Annotated in this window: 18 protein-coding genes and 2 pseudogenes; 6 read left to right on the forward strand and 14 right to left on the reverse strand. The window is 62.3% G+C overall.

Annotated elements, in window-relative coordinates; all coding sequences use genetic code 11:
- Positions 1-21: 21 nt before the first annotated feature.
- Positions 22-1296: an aspartate kinase gene (locus C6558_RS28785; RefSeq protein WP_025424540.1), complete on the reverse strand. Its 1275-nt coding sequence runs from the start codon at positions 1294-1296 to the stop codon at positions 22-24.
- A gap of 704 nt (positions 1297-2000) precedes the next feature.
- Between C6558_RS28785 and C6558_RS28790 the strand changes: the two genes are divergently transcribed.
- Together C6558_RS28790 and C6558_RS28795 are read left to right on the forward strand one after the other, a co-directional pair.
- The gene (locus tag C6558_RS28790) at positions 2001-3533 is read left to right on the forward strand and encodes an ABC-F family ATP-binding cassette domain-containing protein (RefSeq protein WP_025424541.1); all 1533 of its coding nucleotides are present in this window, start codon (positions 2001-2003) and stop codon (positions 3531-3533) included.
- Between the two features lie 91 nt (positions 3534-3624).
- Positions 3625-3833, forward strand: a pseudogene (locus tag C6558_RS28795) (molybdopterin-binding protein).
- Positions 3834-3837: 4 nt separating this feature from the next.
- On the opposite strand, the pseudogene C6558_RS28800 reads toward C6558_RS28795, so the two are convergent.
- The 4 genes and pseudogenes from C6558_RS28800 to C6558_RS28815 all read right to left on the reverse strand — a co-directional run bounded on the left by C6558_RS28800 (position 3838) and on the right by C6558_RS28815 (position 7201).
- Positions 3838-4351, reverse strand: a pseudogene (locus C6558_RS28800) (SAM-dependent methyltransferase).
- Positions 4352-4365: 14 nt separating this feature from the next.
- A complete protein-coding gene (locus C6558_RS28805; RefSeq protein WP_057217344.1) occupies positions 4366-5142 on the reverse strand; it encodes an ABC transporter ATP-binding protein in 777 nt (258 codons plus the stop codon).
- On the reverse strand, positions 5139-6167 hold the full coding sequence (locus C6558_RS28810) for an iron ABC transporter permease (RefSeq protein ID WP_025424544.1): 1029 nt from the start codon (positions 6165-6167) through the stop codon (positions 5139-5141). Before C6558_RS28810 ends, C6558_RS28805 begins: the two co-directional genes overlap by 4 nt.
- Positions 6164-7201: an iron ABC transporter substrate-binding protein gene (locus tag C6558_RS28815; protein ID WP_025424545.1), complete on the reverse strand. Its 1038-nt coding sequence runs from the start codon at positions 7199-7201 to the stop codon at positions 6164-6166. The genes C6558_RS28810 and C6558_RS28815 overlap by 4 nt, the downstream gene beginning before the upstream one ends.
- Positions 7202-7540: 339 nt before the next feature.
- Between C6558_RS28815 and C6558_RS28820 the strand changes: the two genes are divergently transcribed.
- Entirely contained in the window at positions 7541-8269 is a 729-nt protein-coding gene (locus C6558_RS28820) for a bifunctional 2-polyprenyl-6-hydroxyphenol methylase/3-demethylubiquinol 3-O-methyltransferase UbiG (protein ID WP_025424546.1), read from the forward strand.
- A gap of 59 nt (positions 8270-8328) precedes the next feature.
- Here the strand turns inward: C6558_RS28820 and C6558_RS28825 are convergent, their stop codons facing one another.
- Positions 8329-8832 carry a methyltransferase gene (locus C6558_RS28825; RefSeq protein WP_158268966.1) on the reverse strand — a complete coding sequence of 168 codons (504 nt, stop codon included), beginning with the start codon at positions 8830-8832 and terminating at the stop codon, positions 8329-8331.
- 217 nt (positions 8833-9049) lie between these two features.
- Here C6558_RS28825 and C6558_RS28830 point away from each other — a divergent pair, with 217 nt between their 5' ends.
- Together C6558_RS28830 and ubiG are read left to right on the forward strand one after the other, a co-directional pair.
- Positions 9050-9598 (forward strand): dihydrofolate reductase family protein, encoded by a 549-nt coding sequence (locus C6558_RS28830; RefSeq protein ID WP_025424548.1) that lies wholly within the window; start codon positions 9050-9052, stop codon positions 9596-9598.
- Between the two features lie 113 nt (positions 9599-9711).
- Entirely contained in the window at positions 9712-10458 is a 747-nt protein-coding gene (gene ubiG, locus C6558_RS28835) for a bifunctional 2-polyprenyl-6-hydroxyphenol methylase/3-demethylubiquinol 3-O-methyltransferase UbiG (RefSeq protein WP_025424549.1), read from the forward strand.
- Between the two features lie 196 nt (positions 10459-10654).
- Here ubiG and C6558_RS28840 read toward each other — a convergent pair whose 3' ends face one another.
- The 5 genes from C6558_RS28840 to C6558_RS28860 form a co-directional block, all read right to left on the reverse strand.
- Positions 10655-11221, reverse strand: a complete 567-nt coding sequence (locus tag C6558_RS28840) for a GNAT family N-acetyltransferase (RefSeq protein ID WP_025424550.1) — start codon at positions 11219-11221, stop codon at positions 10655-10657.
- 129 nt (positions 11222-11350) lie between these two features.
- The gene (locus C6558_RS28845; RefSeq protein ID WP_057217349.1) at positions 11351-11779 is read right to left on the reverse strand and encodes a DUF1178 family protein; all 429 of its coding nucleotides are present in this window, start codon (positions 11777-11779) and stop codon (positions 11351-11353) included.
- On the reverse strand, positions 11776-12633 hold the full coding sequence (locus C6558_RS28850) for a carbon-nitrogen hydrolase family protein (RefSeq protein WP_025424552.1): 858 nt from the start codon (positions 12631-12633) through the stop codon (positions 11776-11778). The genes C6558_RS28845 and C6558_RS28850 overlap by 4 nt, the downstream gene beginning before the upstream one ends.
- Before the next feature lie 114 nt (positions 12634-12747).
- Positions 12748-13005 carry a glutaredoxin 3 gene (gene grxC, locus C6558_RS28855; protein ID WP_038575627.1) on the reverse strand — a complete coding sequence of 86 codons (258 nt, stop codon included), beginning with the start codon at positions 13003-13005 and terminating at the stop codon, positions 12748-12750.
- Between the two features lie 47 nt (positions 13006-13052).
- Positions 13053-13829 carry a ComF family protein gene (locus tag C6558_RS28860; protein ID WP_057217351.1) on the reverse strand — a complete coding sequence of 259 codons (777 nt, stop codon included), beginning with the start codon at positions 13827-13829 and terminating at the stop codon, positions 13053-13055.
- Positions 13830-13953: 124 nt separating this feature from the next.
- On the opposite strand from C6558_RS28860, the gene C6558_RS28865 reads away from it, so the two are divergent.
- Positions 13954-14832, forward strand: coding sequence for an SAM-dependent methyltransferase (locus tag C6558_RS28865; protein ID WP_025424555.1), 879 nt, complete (start codon positions 13954-13956; stop codon positions 14830-14832).
- 120 nt (positions 14833-14952) lie between these two features.
- Here the strand turns inward: C6558_RS28865 and C6558_RS28870 are convergent, their stop codons facing one another.
- The 3 genes from C6558_RS28870 to mutT form a co-directional block, all read right to left on the reverse strand.
- The gene (locus tag C6558_RS28870; RefSeq protein ID WP_063963353.1) at positions 14953-15126 is read right to left on the reverse strand and encodes a Flp family type IVb pilin; all 174 of its coding nucleotides are present in this window, start codon (positions 15124-15126) and stop codon (positions 14953-14955) included.
- Between the two features lie 74 nt (positions 15127-15200).
- The gene (locus tag C6558_RS28875; RefSeq protein ID WP_057210232.1) at positions 15201-15521 is read right to left on the reverse strand and encodes a hypothetical protein; all 321 of its coding nucleotides are present in this window, start codon (positions 15519-15521) and stop codon (positions 15201-15203) included.
- A gap of 180 nt (positions 15522-15701) precedes the next feature.
- On the reverse strand, positions 15702-16115 hold the full coding sequence (mutT, locus tag C6558_RS28880) for an 8-oxo-dGTP diphosphatase MutT (RefSeq protein ID WP_025424557.1): 414 nt from the start codon (positions 16113-16115) through the stop codon (positions 15702-15704).

Here is a 16115-nt window from a genome sequence, read left to right on the forward strand (position 1 = left end):
CCCAAATCAGTCACCTGTGGGTTAACTCTTATCGAGACCGTAGGCGGAATGCAAAGTGCGAACTGCCAATTCGGCATAGGGTCCGTCGATCAGGATCGAGATCTTGATTTCGGAGGTCGTGATCGCCTTGATGTTGATGCCCTTGTCGGCGAGCGCACGGAATGCCGATGCGGCAACGCCGGCGTGGCTGCGCATGCCGATGCCGATGACAGAGACCTTGACCAGGCCAGCTTCCGACTGGATCACGTCGTAGCCGATCTTTTCCTTGTTGTCGCCGAGCACCCTCAGCGCCTTGTCGACATCGCCGGACGGAACGGTGAAGGTCATGTCGGTCTTCGAACCATCTTCCGAGATGTTCTGGACGATCATGTCGACATTGATATGGGCTTCGGCCAATGGCCCGAAGATCGCGGCGGAAACGCCCGGCCGGTCGGCAAGACGGCGCAGCGAAATCTGGGCTTCATCCTTGGCATAGGCAATGCCGGTTACGACTTCCTGTTCCACGATTTCTTCCTCATCACAAATCAGCGTGCCGGGCGGATTGAGAAGGTCACCCATGCCCGGCGCATCGGGATCCTCGAAAGACGAGCGCACGAAGGTACGGACCTTGTGCACCATGGCGAGCTCGACGGAGCGCACCTGCAGCACCTTGGCGCCGAGCGATGCCATTTCCAGCATTTCCTCGAACGCGATCTTTTTCAGACGCCGCGCCTTCGGCTCGATGCGCGGGTCGGTGGTGTAGACGCCATCGACGTCGGTATAGATATCGCAACGGTCGGCCTTGACGGCGGCGGCAATCGCAACGGCCGACGTGTCGGAGCCGCCGCGACCGAGTGTCGCCAGGCGGTTGTCCGGGCCAAGGCCCTGGAAACCGGCGACCACGGCCACCTGCCCCTCACCCATGCGGCGGATGATGTCGGCGCCCTCGATGTCGAGGATGCGGGCGGCGCCATGGGCGTTGTCGGTGCGGATCGGGATCTGCCAGCCCTGCCAGGAGCGCGCATTGATGCCCATCGACTGCAGCGCGATCGCCAACAGGCCCGAGGTCACCTGCTCGCCGGACGCTACGATGGCGTCATATTCGCGCGCGTCGTAGAACGGCGCATTGCTGCCGGCGACCTTGGGCATGTTCTGTACCCAGCCGACCAGTTCGTTGGTCTTGCCGGACATGGCGGAAACGACGACCGCGACCTCGTGGCCGGCGTCGACTTCACGTTTCACATGGCGGGCAACGTTGTGAATGCGGTCCAAATCAGCGACGGAAGTTCCGCCGAATTTCATCACGATGCGTGCCATTTCGCCTCTACCGGTACCGATGTTTGCGCGCGAGCGCGCGTGACAGGAAAGCGCTCCCGTCGGCGCCCGACGATCAAAAAGCTTGGGAGACTTCTCGGACATCGGCCAATCACCGCTTCGGGGAGCGGAAAGTCGCGGCGTCTCTTAGCGGATCGGGGGGCGAGGCGCAATGGCAAGAAGGTAGGAATAAGGCCTCCGTTCCAGCGAGCTGACCGCACGCCTGGCAACAATATTGCTGAACGACGTCGCCTGGCGCAACGAAGGCCCCACCAAAAGCGTTGCAGCTTTGCATCTAGGGCGGACAGCCGTGTTGGATCGCACTCCGCCGCCGTCACCCCGTTGAAAACTGCTCGCGTCGATGGTAAACACTCCGCGCAACTCGATTGTGAAAGGAGGGCTGCGTTGTGATGACTTTTTTCCGGCACCACCGCCAGCGTGGCCCCGTCAACGCCCTGCAGATGCGTTTGCAGGGCTGACCGGTACAATCGCTTCGCGTCCTCGCGAATCTTACTCCTGGTCTGCCCCAGTGTGGTGCGGCTGAAAACCGTTTCGGTTTGAACGCCCGCGCCGTTTTCCATACCGAGCCGAAGCGGCCCGAACACTGCACGATCGTGCATCGGGTCCGACACTCCGCCCAACCCGGCAGATGTATTGCCGCCCGCGGATGTTTGCCGTCGCTCGCGCAGTCCAGAGAACGAACGAACATGGCCTTGATCAATATCCGCAACCTCGCCGTCACCCTCAGCACGTCGCTGTTTTCCAATCTCAACCTTTCGATCGCGGCCGGCGATCGCCTCGGCATCGTCGCCGCCAACGGGCGCGGCAAGTCCACTCTGCTCCGATCGATCGGCGGCAGCTTCGAGCCGACGGCTGGCGAGATCACCCGCTCACGCGGCCTGACCATCGGCCATGTCGAGCAGAACGTGCCGGCGCAGCTGCTGCCGTTGTCGTTCCATGCGGCGGTTCTTTCGGCATTGTCGAGCGAGCAGGCGGACAGCGAAAGCTGGCGCGTCGATATCGTGCTCGATTCGCTCGAGGTGCCCGAAGCCCTTCGTGAGCGCGCCGTCGCGGACTTGAGCGGCGGCTGGCAGCGGCTGGCCCTCCTTGCCCGCGTCTGGGTCACGGATCCCGACGCGCTGCTCCTCGACGAGCCGACCAACCATCTCGACCTTGCCAAGATCGCCCGGCTCGAATCCTGGTTGAACGCGCTTCCGCGCGACGTGCCGGTGCTGATCGCCAGCCACGACCGCGCCTTTCTCGACGCTACCACCAACCGCACGCTGTTTCTGCGTCCAGACCAATCGCCCGTCTTTACACTCCCCTATTCGCAGGCGCGTGCGGCCGTCGATGAATTCGACGCCTCGGAAGAGCGGCGCTACCAGCGCGACATGAAGGTGGCGCAGCAATTGCGTCGCCAGGCGGCCAAGCTCAACAACATCGGCATCAACTCCGGTAGCGACCTGCTGACGATAAAGACCAAACAGCTGCGTCAGCGCGCCGACCGGCTGGAGGATGCGGCCAAGCCCGCCCACCAGGAGCGTTCGGCCGGTGTAATCCGGCTCGCCAATCGCGGCACCCACGCAAAAATCCTGGTGACGCTCGATGATATCCAGGTGGAAACGCCCGATGGCACTCCGCTGTTTCGCACGGGAAAACGCTGGATCTGCCAGGGCGACCGTATTGTCCTGCTCGGCGAAAACGGCGCCGGCAAGACAAGGCTGGTCAACCTCATCCGCACTGCGATCGAGGAGCCGGAGCGCGGACCCGAAACGCTGAAAGCCACGCCTTCCCTGGTGCTCGGCTACAGCGATCAGGCGCTCGCGGGTCTTTCGGACAAGGAAACGCCGCTTGTCGCCCTCTCCCGCCGGTTCTCGCTCGGCGATCAGAAGGTGCGTTCGCTGCTGGCGGGCGCCGGTGTCGGCATCGACATGCAGGACAAACCGGTCGGCCGGCTCTCCGGCGGCCAGAAGGCGCGTCTGGCGATGCTGCTGCTCCGCCTGCGCGAGCCCAACTTCTACCTGCTCGACGAGCCGACGAACCATCTCGATATCGAGGGCCAGGAAGCGCTGGAAGACGAGTTGATGAAAAACGAGGTCAGCTGCCTGCTGGTGTCCCACGACCGCAGCTTCGTGCGCAACATCGGCAATCGTTTCTGGTTGATCGAGAAGCGGCGGCTCGTCGAAGTGGAAGATCCCGAGGCGTTCTTCGCCGCGGCCGCACAAGGCGATGTGGCCTGATCGACAGGCGACGCGCGACTGCTGTGGCGCGTCGCCGTTTGACGGGCGTGCTTACCCCCTTAATCTCCGTGTCGAACCGGAGGAGCCACCCATGAAAATCAGCGCACGCAACCGCTTCAAGGGCAAGATCGTCGATGTCGTCAAAGGGGCGACGACCGCGCATGTGCGCATCGATCTCGGCGGCGGAGCCATCTGACGGCATCGATCACCAACGAAGCCGTCGACGAACTCGGCCTCAAGGTCGGCGGCGACGCCTACGGGGTCATCAAGGCTTCCGACGTGATGGTTGCGATCGACTGAGCAATCACGCCTTCTTGCAGTAATGGGTCGTGCCGGCATCGCCGGTTTCAAAATCACCAGGCTGCGGCGGTGCAATCGGCTTGAACAGCGTGCGATCGGGCTTCAGGTCGATGAGCGAGGCAATCGAGGCCGCGCACCAGAAGCACATTGTCTTCGACCGCCTCGAGCGCCACGATCGATGTGCCGATCGGGTTCGGCCGCACTGGCGAGCGCAAGGCGAAGGTGCCATGCGTCTCGCCATTGTTGGCGGGGCTCTGCAACACGAGGTCGCGGCGCGATCGATCGAGCCAATAGAGGATCTCCAGTCGCTCGAACCGCTCGATGCCCTTCAGCGCCTCGACCCAGGGCGAAAAGATCTCGATCCGGCAGATCGGCCCGTCATGGCGCCCCTGTCGCGGGCAGCCGAGCCTTGACGCCCAGGGCGTCGAAATGCGCCCGATGAAGGTCAGCCCTGCATCGGTTGCCTCCGGCGGCGTGATCGAGACTTCGTTTTCCCGGATTTCGTTTTCGCGAACCATCTCGTATTCCTTCCTCAGGCGTTGTTTCGTGGTGCGCAGAGGCGGGCGTCGCTGCCCGCAAGCGTGCCGATCACCACATCGATGTCGTAGAGCTGCTTGAGCGCGGTCACGGTCAGCACCGCATCGGGTGTTCCAAGCGCGACGATCCGCGATTGGAACACCAACGCCACGCGGTCAGCCACCCGAAACGCGTGGTCGGGATTGTGGGTAGACAGAACGATCGAAACGCCTTCGCCGGCAAGCTCCCGCACCCGATCGAGCACCCGCATCTGATGACCGTAGTCGAGGCTTGCCGTCGGTTCGTCCATCACCAGGATCGAAGGCTCCTGCGCGAGCGCGCGCGCGATCAGGGCGATCAGGCGCTCACCGCCGCTGATCTCGGTATAGGCACGGTTCGCCAGATGGTCGATGCCGAGCCGCTCCAGCGTGGCGGCGGCCACCTCGCGGTCATGGCGGCCGGGCGTTGCAAACAGGCCCACATGCGGCGCACGGCCCATCAGCACCAGTTCCTCGACCGTGAATGGGAAGAGCGCGGCATGCGCCTGCGGCACATAAGCGATGCGCGAGGCACGGTCGCGGCCGGACCAGGAGCCGATCGGCTGGCCATCCAGCCGGATCGTGCCTGCCCTCAGCGGAACGAGCCCGAGCAACGTCTTGAACAGCGTCGTCTTGCCGGCGCCATTCGGCCCGAACAGCACGAGTACCTCGTTTTCATCAAGCGTGAAGCTGATGTCCTGGCCGACAAGGCGGCTGCCGTAGCCAAAGGCGATCTGGTCGACCTCGAGCCTCATTGCCAGCCCTTTCGCCCTGATGCGAGCAGCCAGAGAAAGAACGGCGCGCCGACGGTCGCCGTCAGGATGCCGAGCGGTACCTCGATCATCGCAATGCTGCGCGCCAGCATATCGGCGACGAGCAGATAGGCGGCGCCGAGCGCCATCGACACCGGCAGCAACCGGACGAAATCCGGTCCGACGAGGAGGCGCGCCACATGCGGGATGACAAGCCCAATCCAGCCGATGATGCCGGTGACCGAGACGGAAGCCGAGGTGATCAGCGTTGCCGCCAGCACCAGCACGACGCGCAGCCGGCCGGTGTCGATGCCGAGCGCACGCGCTTCTTCCTCGCCAAGCGTCATGACGTTCATGCGCCAGCGCAGGAGAAAGAGCGGGATGATGCCGACGACAAGCGCGGGAAGAATGGAGACGACGTCGCCTGATGTCACCGAGGCTAGGCTGCCGAGCAGCCAATAGGTGATCGCCGGCAACTGATCATAGGGATCGGCAAGGATCTTGATCAGCGAGATGCCGGCACCCACGTGCGCACCGACCGCGATGCCTGCCAGAACGAGAACGAGCACCGGATCCCGGTTGCGGATCACTGTTGCAACCGCATAGACAGACAGCACGGCGATCAGCCCGCCGACAAAACTCATCAGCTGGATGACGCCGACCGGCAACGACAGGAAGATGCCGACAACGGCGCCGAAGCTGGCGCCGGCGGAAACCCCGAGAATATCGGGCGAAACCAGCGGGTTGCGGAACAGGCCTTGGTAGGTGGCGCCGGCTGCCGCAAGCGCCGCGCCGACGGCAAGACCGGCCAGCACACGCGGCAAGCGGATGTTCCAGAAGACCGTGGCCACCGTCTCATCACTGGGGGTACCGCCGACCATTGCCCAGATTTGACCGATCAGATCGGACAGGCCCGCGTCGAATTTGCCGACAGTCATCGACAGGGCGGAAAGCGACAGGAGGCCTGCGATCGCAACCAGCGACCGTGCACCGACCCACCCTCGCCTCAGAACGATCTGCTTTGTCATTGCGTTTCCGGCAGGGCACCTTTGACAAGCCTCGTGAGCTGCGCGTCATCAAGATCCACTTGGTAGAAGAGTTTGTAGAATTCCCGCGTCTCGGCTTTCAGGTCACCCTCGTAGAAGCCGCCATAAAGCAGTGCCTCAAGCCAGCGGACCCCGATCAGGCGGTTGATGCCGGGCGGCGAATCGAACCAGCCGAATGGCATCGACGGCGCGATGAACACCTGTCCCTTCTCGACCGCCTGCACCCTGCTCCACGCCGGATCTGTCGCGACCGCTGAGGCGAACTTCGGGCTCGCGGCGATGATCATCTCCGGGTTCCAGGCGAGCAGCTGCTCCGGCGAAACCTGAGTGAGACTGCTCTTGCCGGCAACGGCCGCGACATTGACTGCACCTGCGGCTTCGAGGATCTCAAGATTGATCGAGCCTGCCAGGCCCGTCTCCAGACCATCGGGGCCACGTCCGTAATAGACCCTGGGCCGCTCGTCGGCCGGTACTGCCGCTATCGTCTCGCCGAGTTCCTTCAGCGTTTCGTCGGCATAGTCGGCAAGTTTGCCGGCACGCTCTTCGGCTCCGAGCATCGCGCCGAGGCTGCGCAAGGTCTCGGCACTTTTGCCGAACGAACCGTCGATCAGCACATAGGGAATGCCGGTCTGGCTCTGCACCTTGTCGGCAAGCGAGGCATAGGTCGCGTCCACCGTGCCGACATCGATGATGACGTCAGGCTTGGCCGCAAGCACCGCCTCGATATTCGCCGTCCCGCCCTTGCCGGTCAGGCGGCCATAGGTCGGTAAACCGCGTACGGCCTCCATTAGGTAGGGCTTTTCGTCTTCCTTCGGCTCGCGCACCCAGCCGGCCAGCTTCTCCGGCGCGATGGCATAGACCAGCACCGAGGCCGGCGGACCGGCCGCCAGCACCTTGCCAATATGGTCGGGAAGCTCGACCGTGCGACCGGCCGCATCCGTGAAGGGTTTCGCCTGAACCGCAAGCGGCATCAGGGTAAGAAGGGCGCCGAAGGCACCGGCGATAGATCTGATCATGGTGAAGCCTCGGGATGGAGGTGCGGACGATGGTTCGGCGCGACTATGGCACAGCGTTATATCCGTTGGAATATCTCGATTGATAACCCGTCTCCAGCGCTAAGGTCTTTGCATTGCTTGAGAACCTTGACTAGGCGGCCCGATCGGGCGATATCGGACCCATGTGCGAACATGACGTCCATATCGTTGCGCGTTCGGCCGGCATCCCAATAGGCGGGATGCAGGGTGATAAAGCACGCTAACGAAAGAGCGTTCGCGCACCTGCAGCCTCGCCGGAAACGGACGGGGTTCTTCTTTTGACGGGTGCGCCGTCCATCGGCATTTTTGATGGAGAATGAAATGGCACAGAACATCTACGACAAACCGGAATTTTTCGAAGGCTACAGCCAGCTCGGACGATCGGTCCATGGCCTCGACGGCGCCGCCGAATGGCCGGCAATCCGCGCCGCCTTGCCGGATTTGCAGGGCAAGCGCGTGGTCGATCTCGGCTGCGGCTTCGGCTGGTTCTCGCGTTTCGCGCGCGAGCAGGGTGCGGCCCGCGTGCTCGGGCTCGACCTGTCGGAAAACATGATCGCCCGCGCCCGGCGCGACACGCCCGATCCGGCGATCGAATACGGCATCGCCGATCTCGATCATCTTGCGCTCGAAACCGGCACCTTTGACGTCGCCTACAGCTCGCTCGCGTTTCACTATGTCGAGAATTTCGACCGCCTGGTCCAGGCAATCTACGATGCGCTGGTGCCGGGCGCGCACCTGGTGTTCACCATCGAGCACCCGATCTACATGGCCTCGCTGAACCCTGGCTGGCAGGTCGGGGAAAACGGGCAGAAGCGCTGGCCGGTCGATCACTATTCCATCGAGGGCCAGCGCACGACGGATTGGCTGGCCAAGGGCGTGGTCAAGTACCACCGCACGATCGGCACCACGCTCAACGCCTTGATGCGCGGCGGTTTCGCCATCCGTCACGTCGAGGAGTGGCGCCCGACGCCGGCGCAGATCGACGCCAATCCGGATCTCGCCGAAGAGATGGAACGGCCGATGATTTTGATCGTCGACGCCCAGCGGTAGGGCAGACAGAAGCCCGGGCCGGAACCGCACCCGGGCTTTGCCCATGCCGTCCAGTACTTTCATCCGAGGCGACCGTTTTCGGATTGACCCGGTCGTGCGATCACGCAAACGACGTCGCTGCGGTCGACCCGATGGGTCCTGACGTTTGCCACGCTCCATCGGCTATCGGCAAGGCGGGCTTCGATCCGGCTGGAAATGTCTTCGGCACTGCCCGACGGCTCGTCGTCAAAGATCAGCAACCGCCCGTCCGGCTTGAGAACCTGCGCAAGTACCGCCAGTTCGCGCGATGGATCGCCCCTTGCAAAGACACAGACACGGATGGCGAAAGCAGCATCGAAACGCGCGTCGCCAAAATCCGCTCGCGCCAGCTCAATAGCCTCAAAGTCTGCCCTGCCGACCGCGACATAGCTGGCGTTTCGTTGTTTCGCCGCCGCGATCATCTTCGCAGAGCGATCGATCGCAACGATCCGCCCATCGGCCAGTTTCTCGCAAACGCCCGTAACTGCGACACCGTGACCGCAGCCGATCTCAAGCAGCCAGTCCGATGGTTGCGGTGCGATCATTTCTACTGCCCAACCGATTCTGCCTTCCGCGTGCATGTCCCCTCCTCACGCAAGCCCGCCGTCGAGTGCGGGACGATACCATGATCGGCTTGATGGTCGTCCGGGACTTTCCGATATCAAAATAAAACCACTTGCAATATAAAATCAGTTTTGCGATGATCCGCTCATCAACGAACCGTGCCGCAAATAGCGGCAAGGGAGAATGGGAGGAACGACTATGCGCAAGGTCATCATGTGGGACATGGTCAGTGTCGACGGCTTCTTCGAAGCACCAGGCCATGACATCAGCTGGTTCGTCTTCGAGGACGAACTCGCAGCCTATATCGGCGAGACCCAGCTTGAGGCCGATACGCTGCTCTTCGGCCGGGTGACCTATGAGATGATGGCGTCTTACTGGCCCGAAGCCGAAGGCGATATCGCCACCTTCATGAACGGCGTCGAGAAATACGTCTTCTCCCGCTCCCTCAAAAGCACCGACTGGCACAACACCACGCTCGTTACCGGCGACGCGGTCGCCGAAGTCGAACACCTGAAGGCGCTTGGGGGTGGTACCATCTTCATTTTCGGCAGCGCCGATTTTGCCGCAGGCCTGGTGGAAAAGGGCCTTGTCGACGAATACCGGCTTGGCATCAATCCGGTACTGCTCGGCGGCGGCGTGCCTCTGTTCAAATCGTTGCCGACGCGCACCACCCTCAAGCTCACCCACACGCGACCGCTCAAGTCCGGCGTCGTCATCCTGCATTACCAGCCGCAGCCGGATGTCTGATCGGGGCGCTCGCCCCGCGGCCGCTCCCGATGCGCTGTTGCGGCCAGGGTCCGCCTCTTGACATCCCTGCCCGATCGTCCGACTTCATCAGGCAGAATGAAGGAGACGGCAGCATGAGCGAGACAGCGCGCACGACGATCGACCAGAGCGAAGTAGACCGCTTTTCGGCCATGGCCGCCGAGTGGTGGGATCCGACGGGAAAGTTCCGGCCGCTGCACAAGTTCAATCCGGTGCGCCTTGCCTATATCCGCGACAGGGTTGCCGAGCATTTCGGCCGCGATCCGAAGAGCCCGCAGCCGCTGAAGGGCCTGCGCCTGCTCGATATCGGTTGCGGTGGCGGGCTGCTGTCGGAGCCGATGGCCCGCATGGGCGCTGACGTCGTCGGCGCGGACGCTTCGGAAAAGAATATCGGCATTGCCAAGACCCATGCGGCCGGCAGCGGCGTTAACGTCGATTATCGGGCCGTGACGGCCGAAGCCCTCACGGAAGCGGGCGAAAGCTTCGACATCGTTCTCAACATGGAAGTGGTCGAGCACGTCGCCGATGTCGATTTCTTCATGACCACCTGCGCCCATATGGTTCGCCCCGGCGGCCTGATGTTCGTCGCCACCATCAACCGCACGATGAAGGCGGCGGCATTGGCCATCTTCGCCGCCGAAAACGTTCTGCGCTGGCTGCCGCGCGGCACGCATCAATATGAAAAGCTCGTGCGCCCCGAGGAATTGGAAAAACCGCTGGTGGCAAGCGGCCTGGAACTGACCGAACGCACCGGCGTATTCTTCAATCCGCTGTCCAACCAGTGGAACCTGTCGAAGGACATGGACGTCAATTACATGATTGTCGCCAAGCGCCCGCTCTAACGCAGCCGGCCCTTCGCATCCGCATCAAATCCTATGCAAAGCCCTCCGCCGACGCCGTTCGCCGGGGGGCTTTGCTTTTAGCGCTACTGCATAGTTCCTTAAATCGGATCCGATTTTAAGGACAAAATTATGCAGCAAGTTTAAAACGCTACAGCGTCCTTTGTGCGTCATATTTGACGCACGGCGCTGTAGCGCCTCAAGCCACCTTCGGCCGCGCCTGCCACTCATGCTGAAGCAGCGCGTAGATGAACTCGTCCCCCCATTGGCCGTTGAACAGGTCGTTCTGGATCAGATGCGCCTCACGGCGCATGCCGAGCCGCTCGACGACCCCGACGGAACCGGCGTTGAGCGGGTCGAGACGGGCAAAGATCCGGTGGAAGTTCAATTGGAAGAAACCCAGGTCGAGCACTGCCCGCATCGCTTCGGTGGCATAGCCCTTGCCCGAAAATGCCGGATTGAAGATGTAGCCGGCTTCAGCCTGCCGCGCCGCCTTGCTGGCGAGCTTCAACAGCACCTCGCCGACAAGCGCGCCATCCTGCCTCCGTTCGACCGCAAAAACCGCGACATCGCCATCCGCATCGAGACGCGGGTCGCTCGCCTTGGCGAATTTTGCGCGCGCGCCGTCCTCGTCAAGCGGATTGGCATAGAGATAGCGGTAAACCTCCGGCAGCCGGTGATAGGCATGGAACCCGTCGAAATCCTCAGGCGCAAAATGCCTGATCGTCAGGCGGTCGGTGGAAATGCGAAGGTCGGAAAGATCCATAGCGCTCAAAATCCCGGATTACAAAGATCCGGAAATGGGAACCAACGATCTGTTTTTAAAGGGTGTTTGCTAGATTTCGCCTGAGAGCGCTGAAAGTCGGTGGCGCGAGCAGGCATTGCGCTCTGCAGGTCAGTTGACCTCGTCGGGCAACACCGGCAGTGGCGCGATCGCGATGCCCTCTTCGAGAAGCGCGACAGCCTCTTCCACGGTCGCCTTGCCGATCAGGCCGCGTCCATCCGTCTCGCCATAGTGGATCTTGCGGGCCTCTTCGGGAAAGCGGTCACCGACATCCTCGGCATTGTCGCGCACCGCCTTGACGAGTTCGCGGATTTTCGCGACGGTTTCCTTCTGCGCCTGGTCCATGACCAATGCCCGCGTCGCTTCCTTCTTGCGGGCGGTCGCGACCGACGGTGCCATCAGTTGCTTGGCAACCGACGTGGAATTGCAGGTGGGACAGGAGACGAGCTTGCGCTCCATCTGGCGGTCGAAATCGTCACTCGACGAGAACCAGCCCTCGAAAGCGTGGCCCTGATCGCAGGAAAGCGTGTAGCGAATCAAGCGGCAACGCCTCCTTTTCCGGTCGGCAGGACATGATCCAGCCCAAAGCTGCGGGCATTCCTGAGGTTCGGGATCTTGGCGCGGGCCACATGCACGGCGGCCACGTCTATTTCAGCCAGCACGATCCCCTCGCCGGCAGCACCCGCTGCGGCGAGCACCTTGCCCCAGGGGTCGACGATCATCGAATGGCCAAAGGTCTCACGCCCGTCCTCATGCACGCCGCCCTGTGCAGCGGCGATGACGAAGAAGCCGTTTTCGATGGCACGGGCGCGCAGCAGGATTTCCCAATGCGCTTCGCCCGTCTGCCGGGTGAAGGCGGCCGGTACCGACATCACCTCTGCGCCTGCAACCGCCTGCTGGCGGAACAGCTCGGGGAAGCGAACATCGTAGCAGATGGCAAAGCCCAATTTGCCGAAATCGAGGTCGGCAAGGCGTGCCGTGCTGCCCGGGGTGTAAGCAGCGCTCTCGCGCCAGCTTTCGCCATTGTCGAGATCGACGTCGAACATGTGGATCTTGTCGTAGTCACAGATTTTCACCCCATCCGGACCGAAGAGGAAACCGCGATTGGCGATCTTGCCGTCGGCAAGGGCAATGGCGGTCGAGCCCACATGCAGATGAATGCCGAGTTCGCCAGCAAGCGCTGCCGCTTCGCGAACGATAATATCGTTTGCCTCGTCCTTGAGTACGGCCCGCAAGCCGGCACGATCGCGCTGGAGCGCACCCGTCATCTCCGGCGTCTGGACATAGATCGCCCCGTGACCAGCCGCCTCGCGCACCAGCCGTGCCATCGTCTCGGCGTTTCGTGCCGGATCGACGCCAGAACACATCTGGATGGCGGCAGCCTTGAATGTCATCGCAGTCTGGCTCCTCAGGGCATTTCCCGGAAAGGCACGAAGCAGCTCTCCGTCGGAAATGCGCAAAGCTTATGAGATGGAGCGCTTCGCCACTCCATCCAAAGCGGCAACGGTCTAGGCGACGAGCATTTCGTCGAGCTTTCCGGCGCGCTCGAGCGCGTGCAGATCGTCGCAGCCGCCGACATGGATATCGTTGATGAAGATCTGCGGAAATGTGGTTCCGCCATGCGATTTCTCGATCATCTTCTGGCGCACCTGCGGATCGTAGGTTGCATCATGCTCGAGGAACGAGACGCCCTTGGTTTCCAGAAGCTTTTTGGCAGCCGAGCAATAGCCGCAGAACTGACGCGTATAAATAACGACCGAAGCCATGTTTCCTAACCGCTCCTTCACCGGCAACGATGCCGGACTTCCATTTGTCATATAAGACCGGACATGGCTCTTGCAAAGGTTAAAACCGTGACGTGGCCGGCCCCCGCCCGCTTCAGCGCGCGGGTCGCGGCCGAAACGGTGGCGCCGGTGGTATAGACATCATCGACGAGAACGATGCGTTTTCCGACGAGACCTTGCTTGCCGCTTTCGGTGACGGCAAAGGCGCCGCGAACATTGTCTTCACGCGCCTTGGCGCCGAGCCCGACCTGCTTGGTCGTGCGCCTGATCCGGCGAAGCGTTGTCGGCAGGTAGGGCCGCCCGGACAGTGCGGCGACGGAACGGGCAAGCTCTGCCGCCAGGTTGTATTTGCGCCCCCAGAGCCTGAAGGCATGCAGCGGCACCGGGATGATCGCATCCGCGGAGGCGACGGCACCATCGCTCGCCCGGACCATCCATTCCGCCATCATCGGAGCAAGATCGGTGCGGTCCCGATATTTCAGCCCATGCACGAGTTCACGCGCGATGCCTTCGTGGATCGCAACGGAGCGCAGGCGGTCGAACACCGGCGGATCGGCGATCGCCTCGGGCGACACCGTTCCCTCGCCGTGATCATGGGCAAACGGCAGGCCGAGGATTTCGCAGTAGGGCCGCTCGAGCAGTTGAAGCGTCGACCAGCAGGGCGCACAGACGGCCCGGTGACGACCCATCAGGCGTCCACAACCGCAGCAGACGGGCGGGTATACGACGTCGATGAGATCAACGCCGATCCGCCGCAGAAAGGCCAGGCAATCCGCCAGGCCAAATTGCCGCTCTTCCCAGTTCATGAGGTTGACTTTGCCGTCGTGTGGGTTTCTTTGCAGGACGCTGTAGCACTTTGAAATTCTGCATGTTTACTCCCTTAATCGGTTTCGATCCGGGGAAGCAATCATGCTGCCGGAGCAGAGTACCGTGGAAATCATCTTTGACCAGAGCCTTGTCGAGGCCCACCGTCGCCGGGCGCTGCGCAATGCCGACCCCAAGGCAGCCTTCCTCCTCGATATCGTCGCACAGGAGCTGGCCGACCGTGTCAGCGTCGTCGAGCGACAGTTCGACAGGGCTATGGAATTGCACGGCTACACTGGCGCAACAGCCCTTCGGCTTCTGGAAACCGGCAAGGTCGGAACGGTCGAGCGGGTGGAAACGGATCCAGGCTTCGGCACGACCGCCATGCCGGTCGCGATTGCGCCACTCGAGCGCATCCCGGCCGAGCCCGAGACACTCAATCTTCTCGTCTCCCCGCTGTCGCTGCATCTCACCAACGACACGCCCGGCGCCTTCATCCAGGCGCGCCGATCGCTGAAGCCGGACGGGTTGTTCCTGGCAGCTATTCCCGGCAATGGAACGCTGAACGAGTTGCGCGAGGCGTTGCTTGCCGCCGAGGCCGAGCTGACCGGGGGCGCAAGCCCGCGCGTCGTTCCCTTCGCCGACGTTCGCGACATGGGCGCATTGCTGCAGCGGGCGGGCTTTGCCCTGCCGGTGGCGGACGCAGAGACCTATACGGTGCGCTACGATTCGCTCTTCGCGCTGATCCGGGATTTGCGGGCGATGGGCATGACCAGCCCGCTTACAGCGCGCAGCCGGACACCCGTGTCCCGGCGCTTTTTCCTGAGGGCTGCGGAAATCTATGCCGAGCGCTTCTCCGACCCGGACGGCCGCATCCGCGCGACCTTCTCCGTCGTCTACCTCTCAGGCTGGGCACCGCACGAAAGCCAGCAGAAACCGCTGAAGCCGGGCTCTGCCAAACAGCGGCTGTCGGAGGCTCTTGGGACGAAGGAAAGACCGGTCTAGGAGCATTTCCAGGAAAAGTGCCAGCGGTTTTCCGCCAGGAAATGCGTAAAAACAAAGAGGTGGCGCGCTCTGCGACCTCGTCCAAAGCGGAAACGCGCTAAGCGTCCGGTCCGATCAACGTCAACTCATTGCGTTCTGGAATGTCGTTGTCAACAGCTCGAAGATGGCCGTAAGCGCTGCCTGTATCTGCTCCATTCCGAGAAGCAGGCTGACAGAAATGATCGCTGCGATGAGACCGTACTCGATCGCTGTGGCCGCGCTTCTATCGCGAATAAGGCGCTTCAACGTGTCCATAGGTCCCCAGCCCGGTTGGAACTCACTTCCCGACCGGCAGACACGCAAGGAACCAGTCCGACGCGCCGCCCGGATCAGCAGCCACTCTTGCTGCCGTCGGCATCGATGATGCAGACCGCACCCGGCATTTCCTGAAGCACGCTGCGGCGCACGGTATAGCGCTTGGTGGTGCCGTTCGAGGGGATAGAGCCGGTCGAAATATTGTCGTAGTCCACCGGCGTGTTCGCCAGCATGCGCTTGTCCGTCTTCGAGGACAGCATCGGTGTCAGGATCAACGTCAGTGCAATCACCGCTGTTCCAAACAGCAGCGACAGATTGAGCACGCCTGTCCGGCGGGACTGGCTCGTCGCCATGTCCTTCTCCTGAACCGTCCTCCAGAAATCGTCGTCTACCATCCAAGCCTCACAAACGCAGAAGGTGCGGCGAACGGGAGCATCCTTCCCAAGCTTCGTTTGCCACATTGTCCGAAACCGATACGCCGCTCGCTGAACGTTACGCACCGAAACTGAATTGAAGTTATCTTTGCGGGAGGGAGATAAACGATCGATTAATAATCGGTCGGTTTTTGGGTAGGTTCAGAGCAAATCCATAAGAAATGGGATGAGCGGCTCATCGGCAGGAGGCATCGGGTAGTCGCGCAGTGCCTTGGAGCGCACCCATTTGATCGCCTGGCCCTCCCGCCCAATCGCCACGCCTTCATAGCGACGGCAGACATAGAGCGGCATCAGCAGGTGAAAATCGTCGTAGGTATGGCTGGCAAAGGTCAGCGGCGCCAGGCAGGCAACCTTGGTCTGGATGCCGAGTTCTTCGTCCAGTTCGCGGATCAGCGTTTCCTCCGGCGTCTCGCCGGGCTCCACCTTGCCGCCGGGAAATTCCCAGAGGCCGGCAAGCGATTTGCCCTCAGGACGCTGCGCCAGCAGGATGCGGCCATCAGAATCCACCAAGGCGCAAGCCGCGACGAGAACGATCTTCTTTCCGATAGCGTCCAT

The sequence above is a fragment of the Ensifer sp. NM-2 genome (assembly GCF_003024455.1).
GTDB lineage: Bacteria > Pseudomonadota > Alphaproteobacteria > Rhizobiales > Rhizobiaceae > Ensifer > Ensifer canadensis.

Excerpts from the sequence above, each read along its gene's own strand:
- C6558_RS28785 (WP_025424540.1), bottom strand. The coding sequence starts at position 1,296 with ATGGCACGCATCGTGATGAAATTCGGCGGAACTTCCGTCGCTGATTTG.
- C6558_RS28790 (WP_025424541.1), top strand. The coding sequence starts at position 2,001 with ATGGCCTTGATCAATATCCGCAACCTCGCCGTCACCCTCAGCACGTCG.
- C6558_RS28805 (WP_057217344.1), bottom strand. The coding sequence starts at position 5,142 with ATGAGGCTCGAGGTCGACCAGATCGCCTTTGGCTACGGCAGCCGCCTT.
- C6558_RS28810 (WP_025424544.1), bottom strand. The coding sequence starts at position 6,167 with ATGACAAAGCAGATCGTTCTGAGGCGAGGGTGGGTCGGTGCACGGTCG.
- C6558_RS28815 (WP_025424545.1), bottom strand. The coding sequence starts at position 7,201 with ATGATCAGATCTATCGCCGGTGCCTTCGGCGCCCTTCTTACCCTGATG.
- C6558_RS28820 (WP_025424546.1), top strand. The coding sequence starts at position 7,541 with ATGGCACAGAACATCTACGACAAACCGGAATTTTTCGAAGGCTACAGC.
- C6558_RS28825 (WP_158268966.1), bottom strand. The coding sequence starts at position 8,832 with ATGATCGCACCGCAACCATCGGACTGGCTGCTTGAGATCGGCTGCGGT.
- C6558_RS28830 (WP_025424548.1), top strand. The coding sequence starts at position 9,050 with ATGCGCAAGGTCATCATGTGGGACATGGTCAGTGTCGACGGCTTCTTC.
- ubiG (WP_025424549.1), top strand. The coding sequence starts at position 9,712 with ATGAGCGAGACAGCGCGCACGACGATCGACCAGAGCGAAGTAGACCGC.
- C6558_RS28840 (WP_025424550.1), bottom strand. The coding sequence starts at position 11,221 with ATGGATCTTTCCGACCTTCGCATTTCCACCGACCGCCTGACGATCAGG.
- C6558_RS28850 (WP_025424552.1), bottom strand. The coding sequence starts at position 12,633 with ATGACATTCAAGGCTGCCGCCATCCAGATGTGTTCTGGCGTCGATCCG.
- grxC (WP_038575627.1), bottom strand. The coding sequence starts at position 13,005 with ATGGCTTCGGTCGTTATTTATACGCGTCAGTTCTGCGGCTATTGCTCG.
- C6558_RS28860 (WP_057217351.1), bottom strand. The coding sequence starts at position 13,829 with ATGAACTGGGAAGAGCGGCAATTTGGCCTGGCGGATTGCCTGGCCTTT.
- C6558_RS28870 (WP_063963353.1), bottom strand. The coding sequence starts at position 15,126 with ATGGACACGTTGAAGCGCCTTATTCGCGATAGAAGCGCGGCCACAGCG.
- C6558_RS28875 (WP_057210232.1), bottom strand. The coding sequence starts at position 15,521 with ATGGTAGACGACGATTTCTGGAGGACGGTTCAGGAGAAGGACATGGCG.
- mutT (WP_025424557.1), bottom strand. The coding sequence starts at position 16,115 with ATGGACGCTATCGGAAAGAAGATCGTTCTCGTCGCGGCTTGCGCCTTG.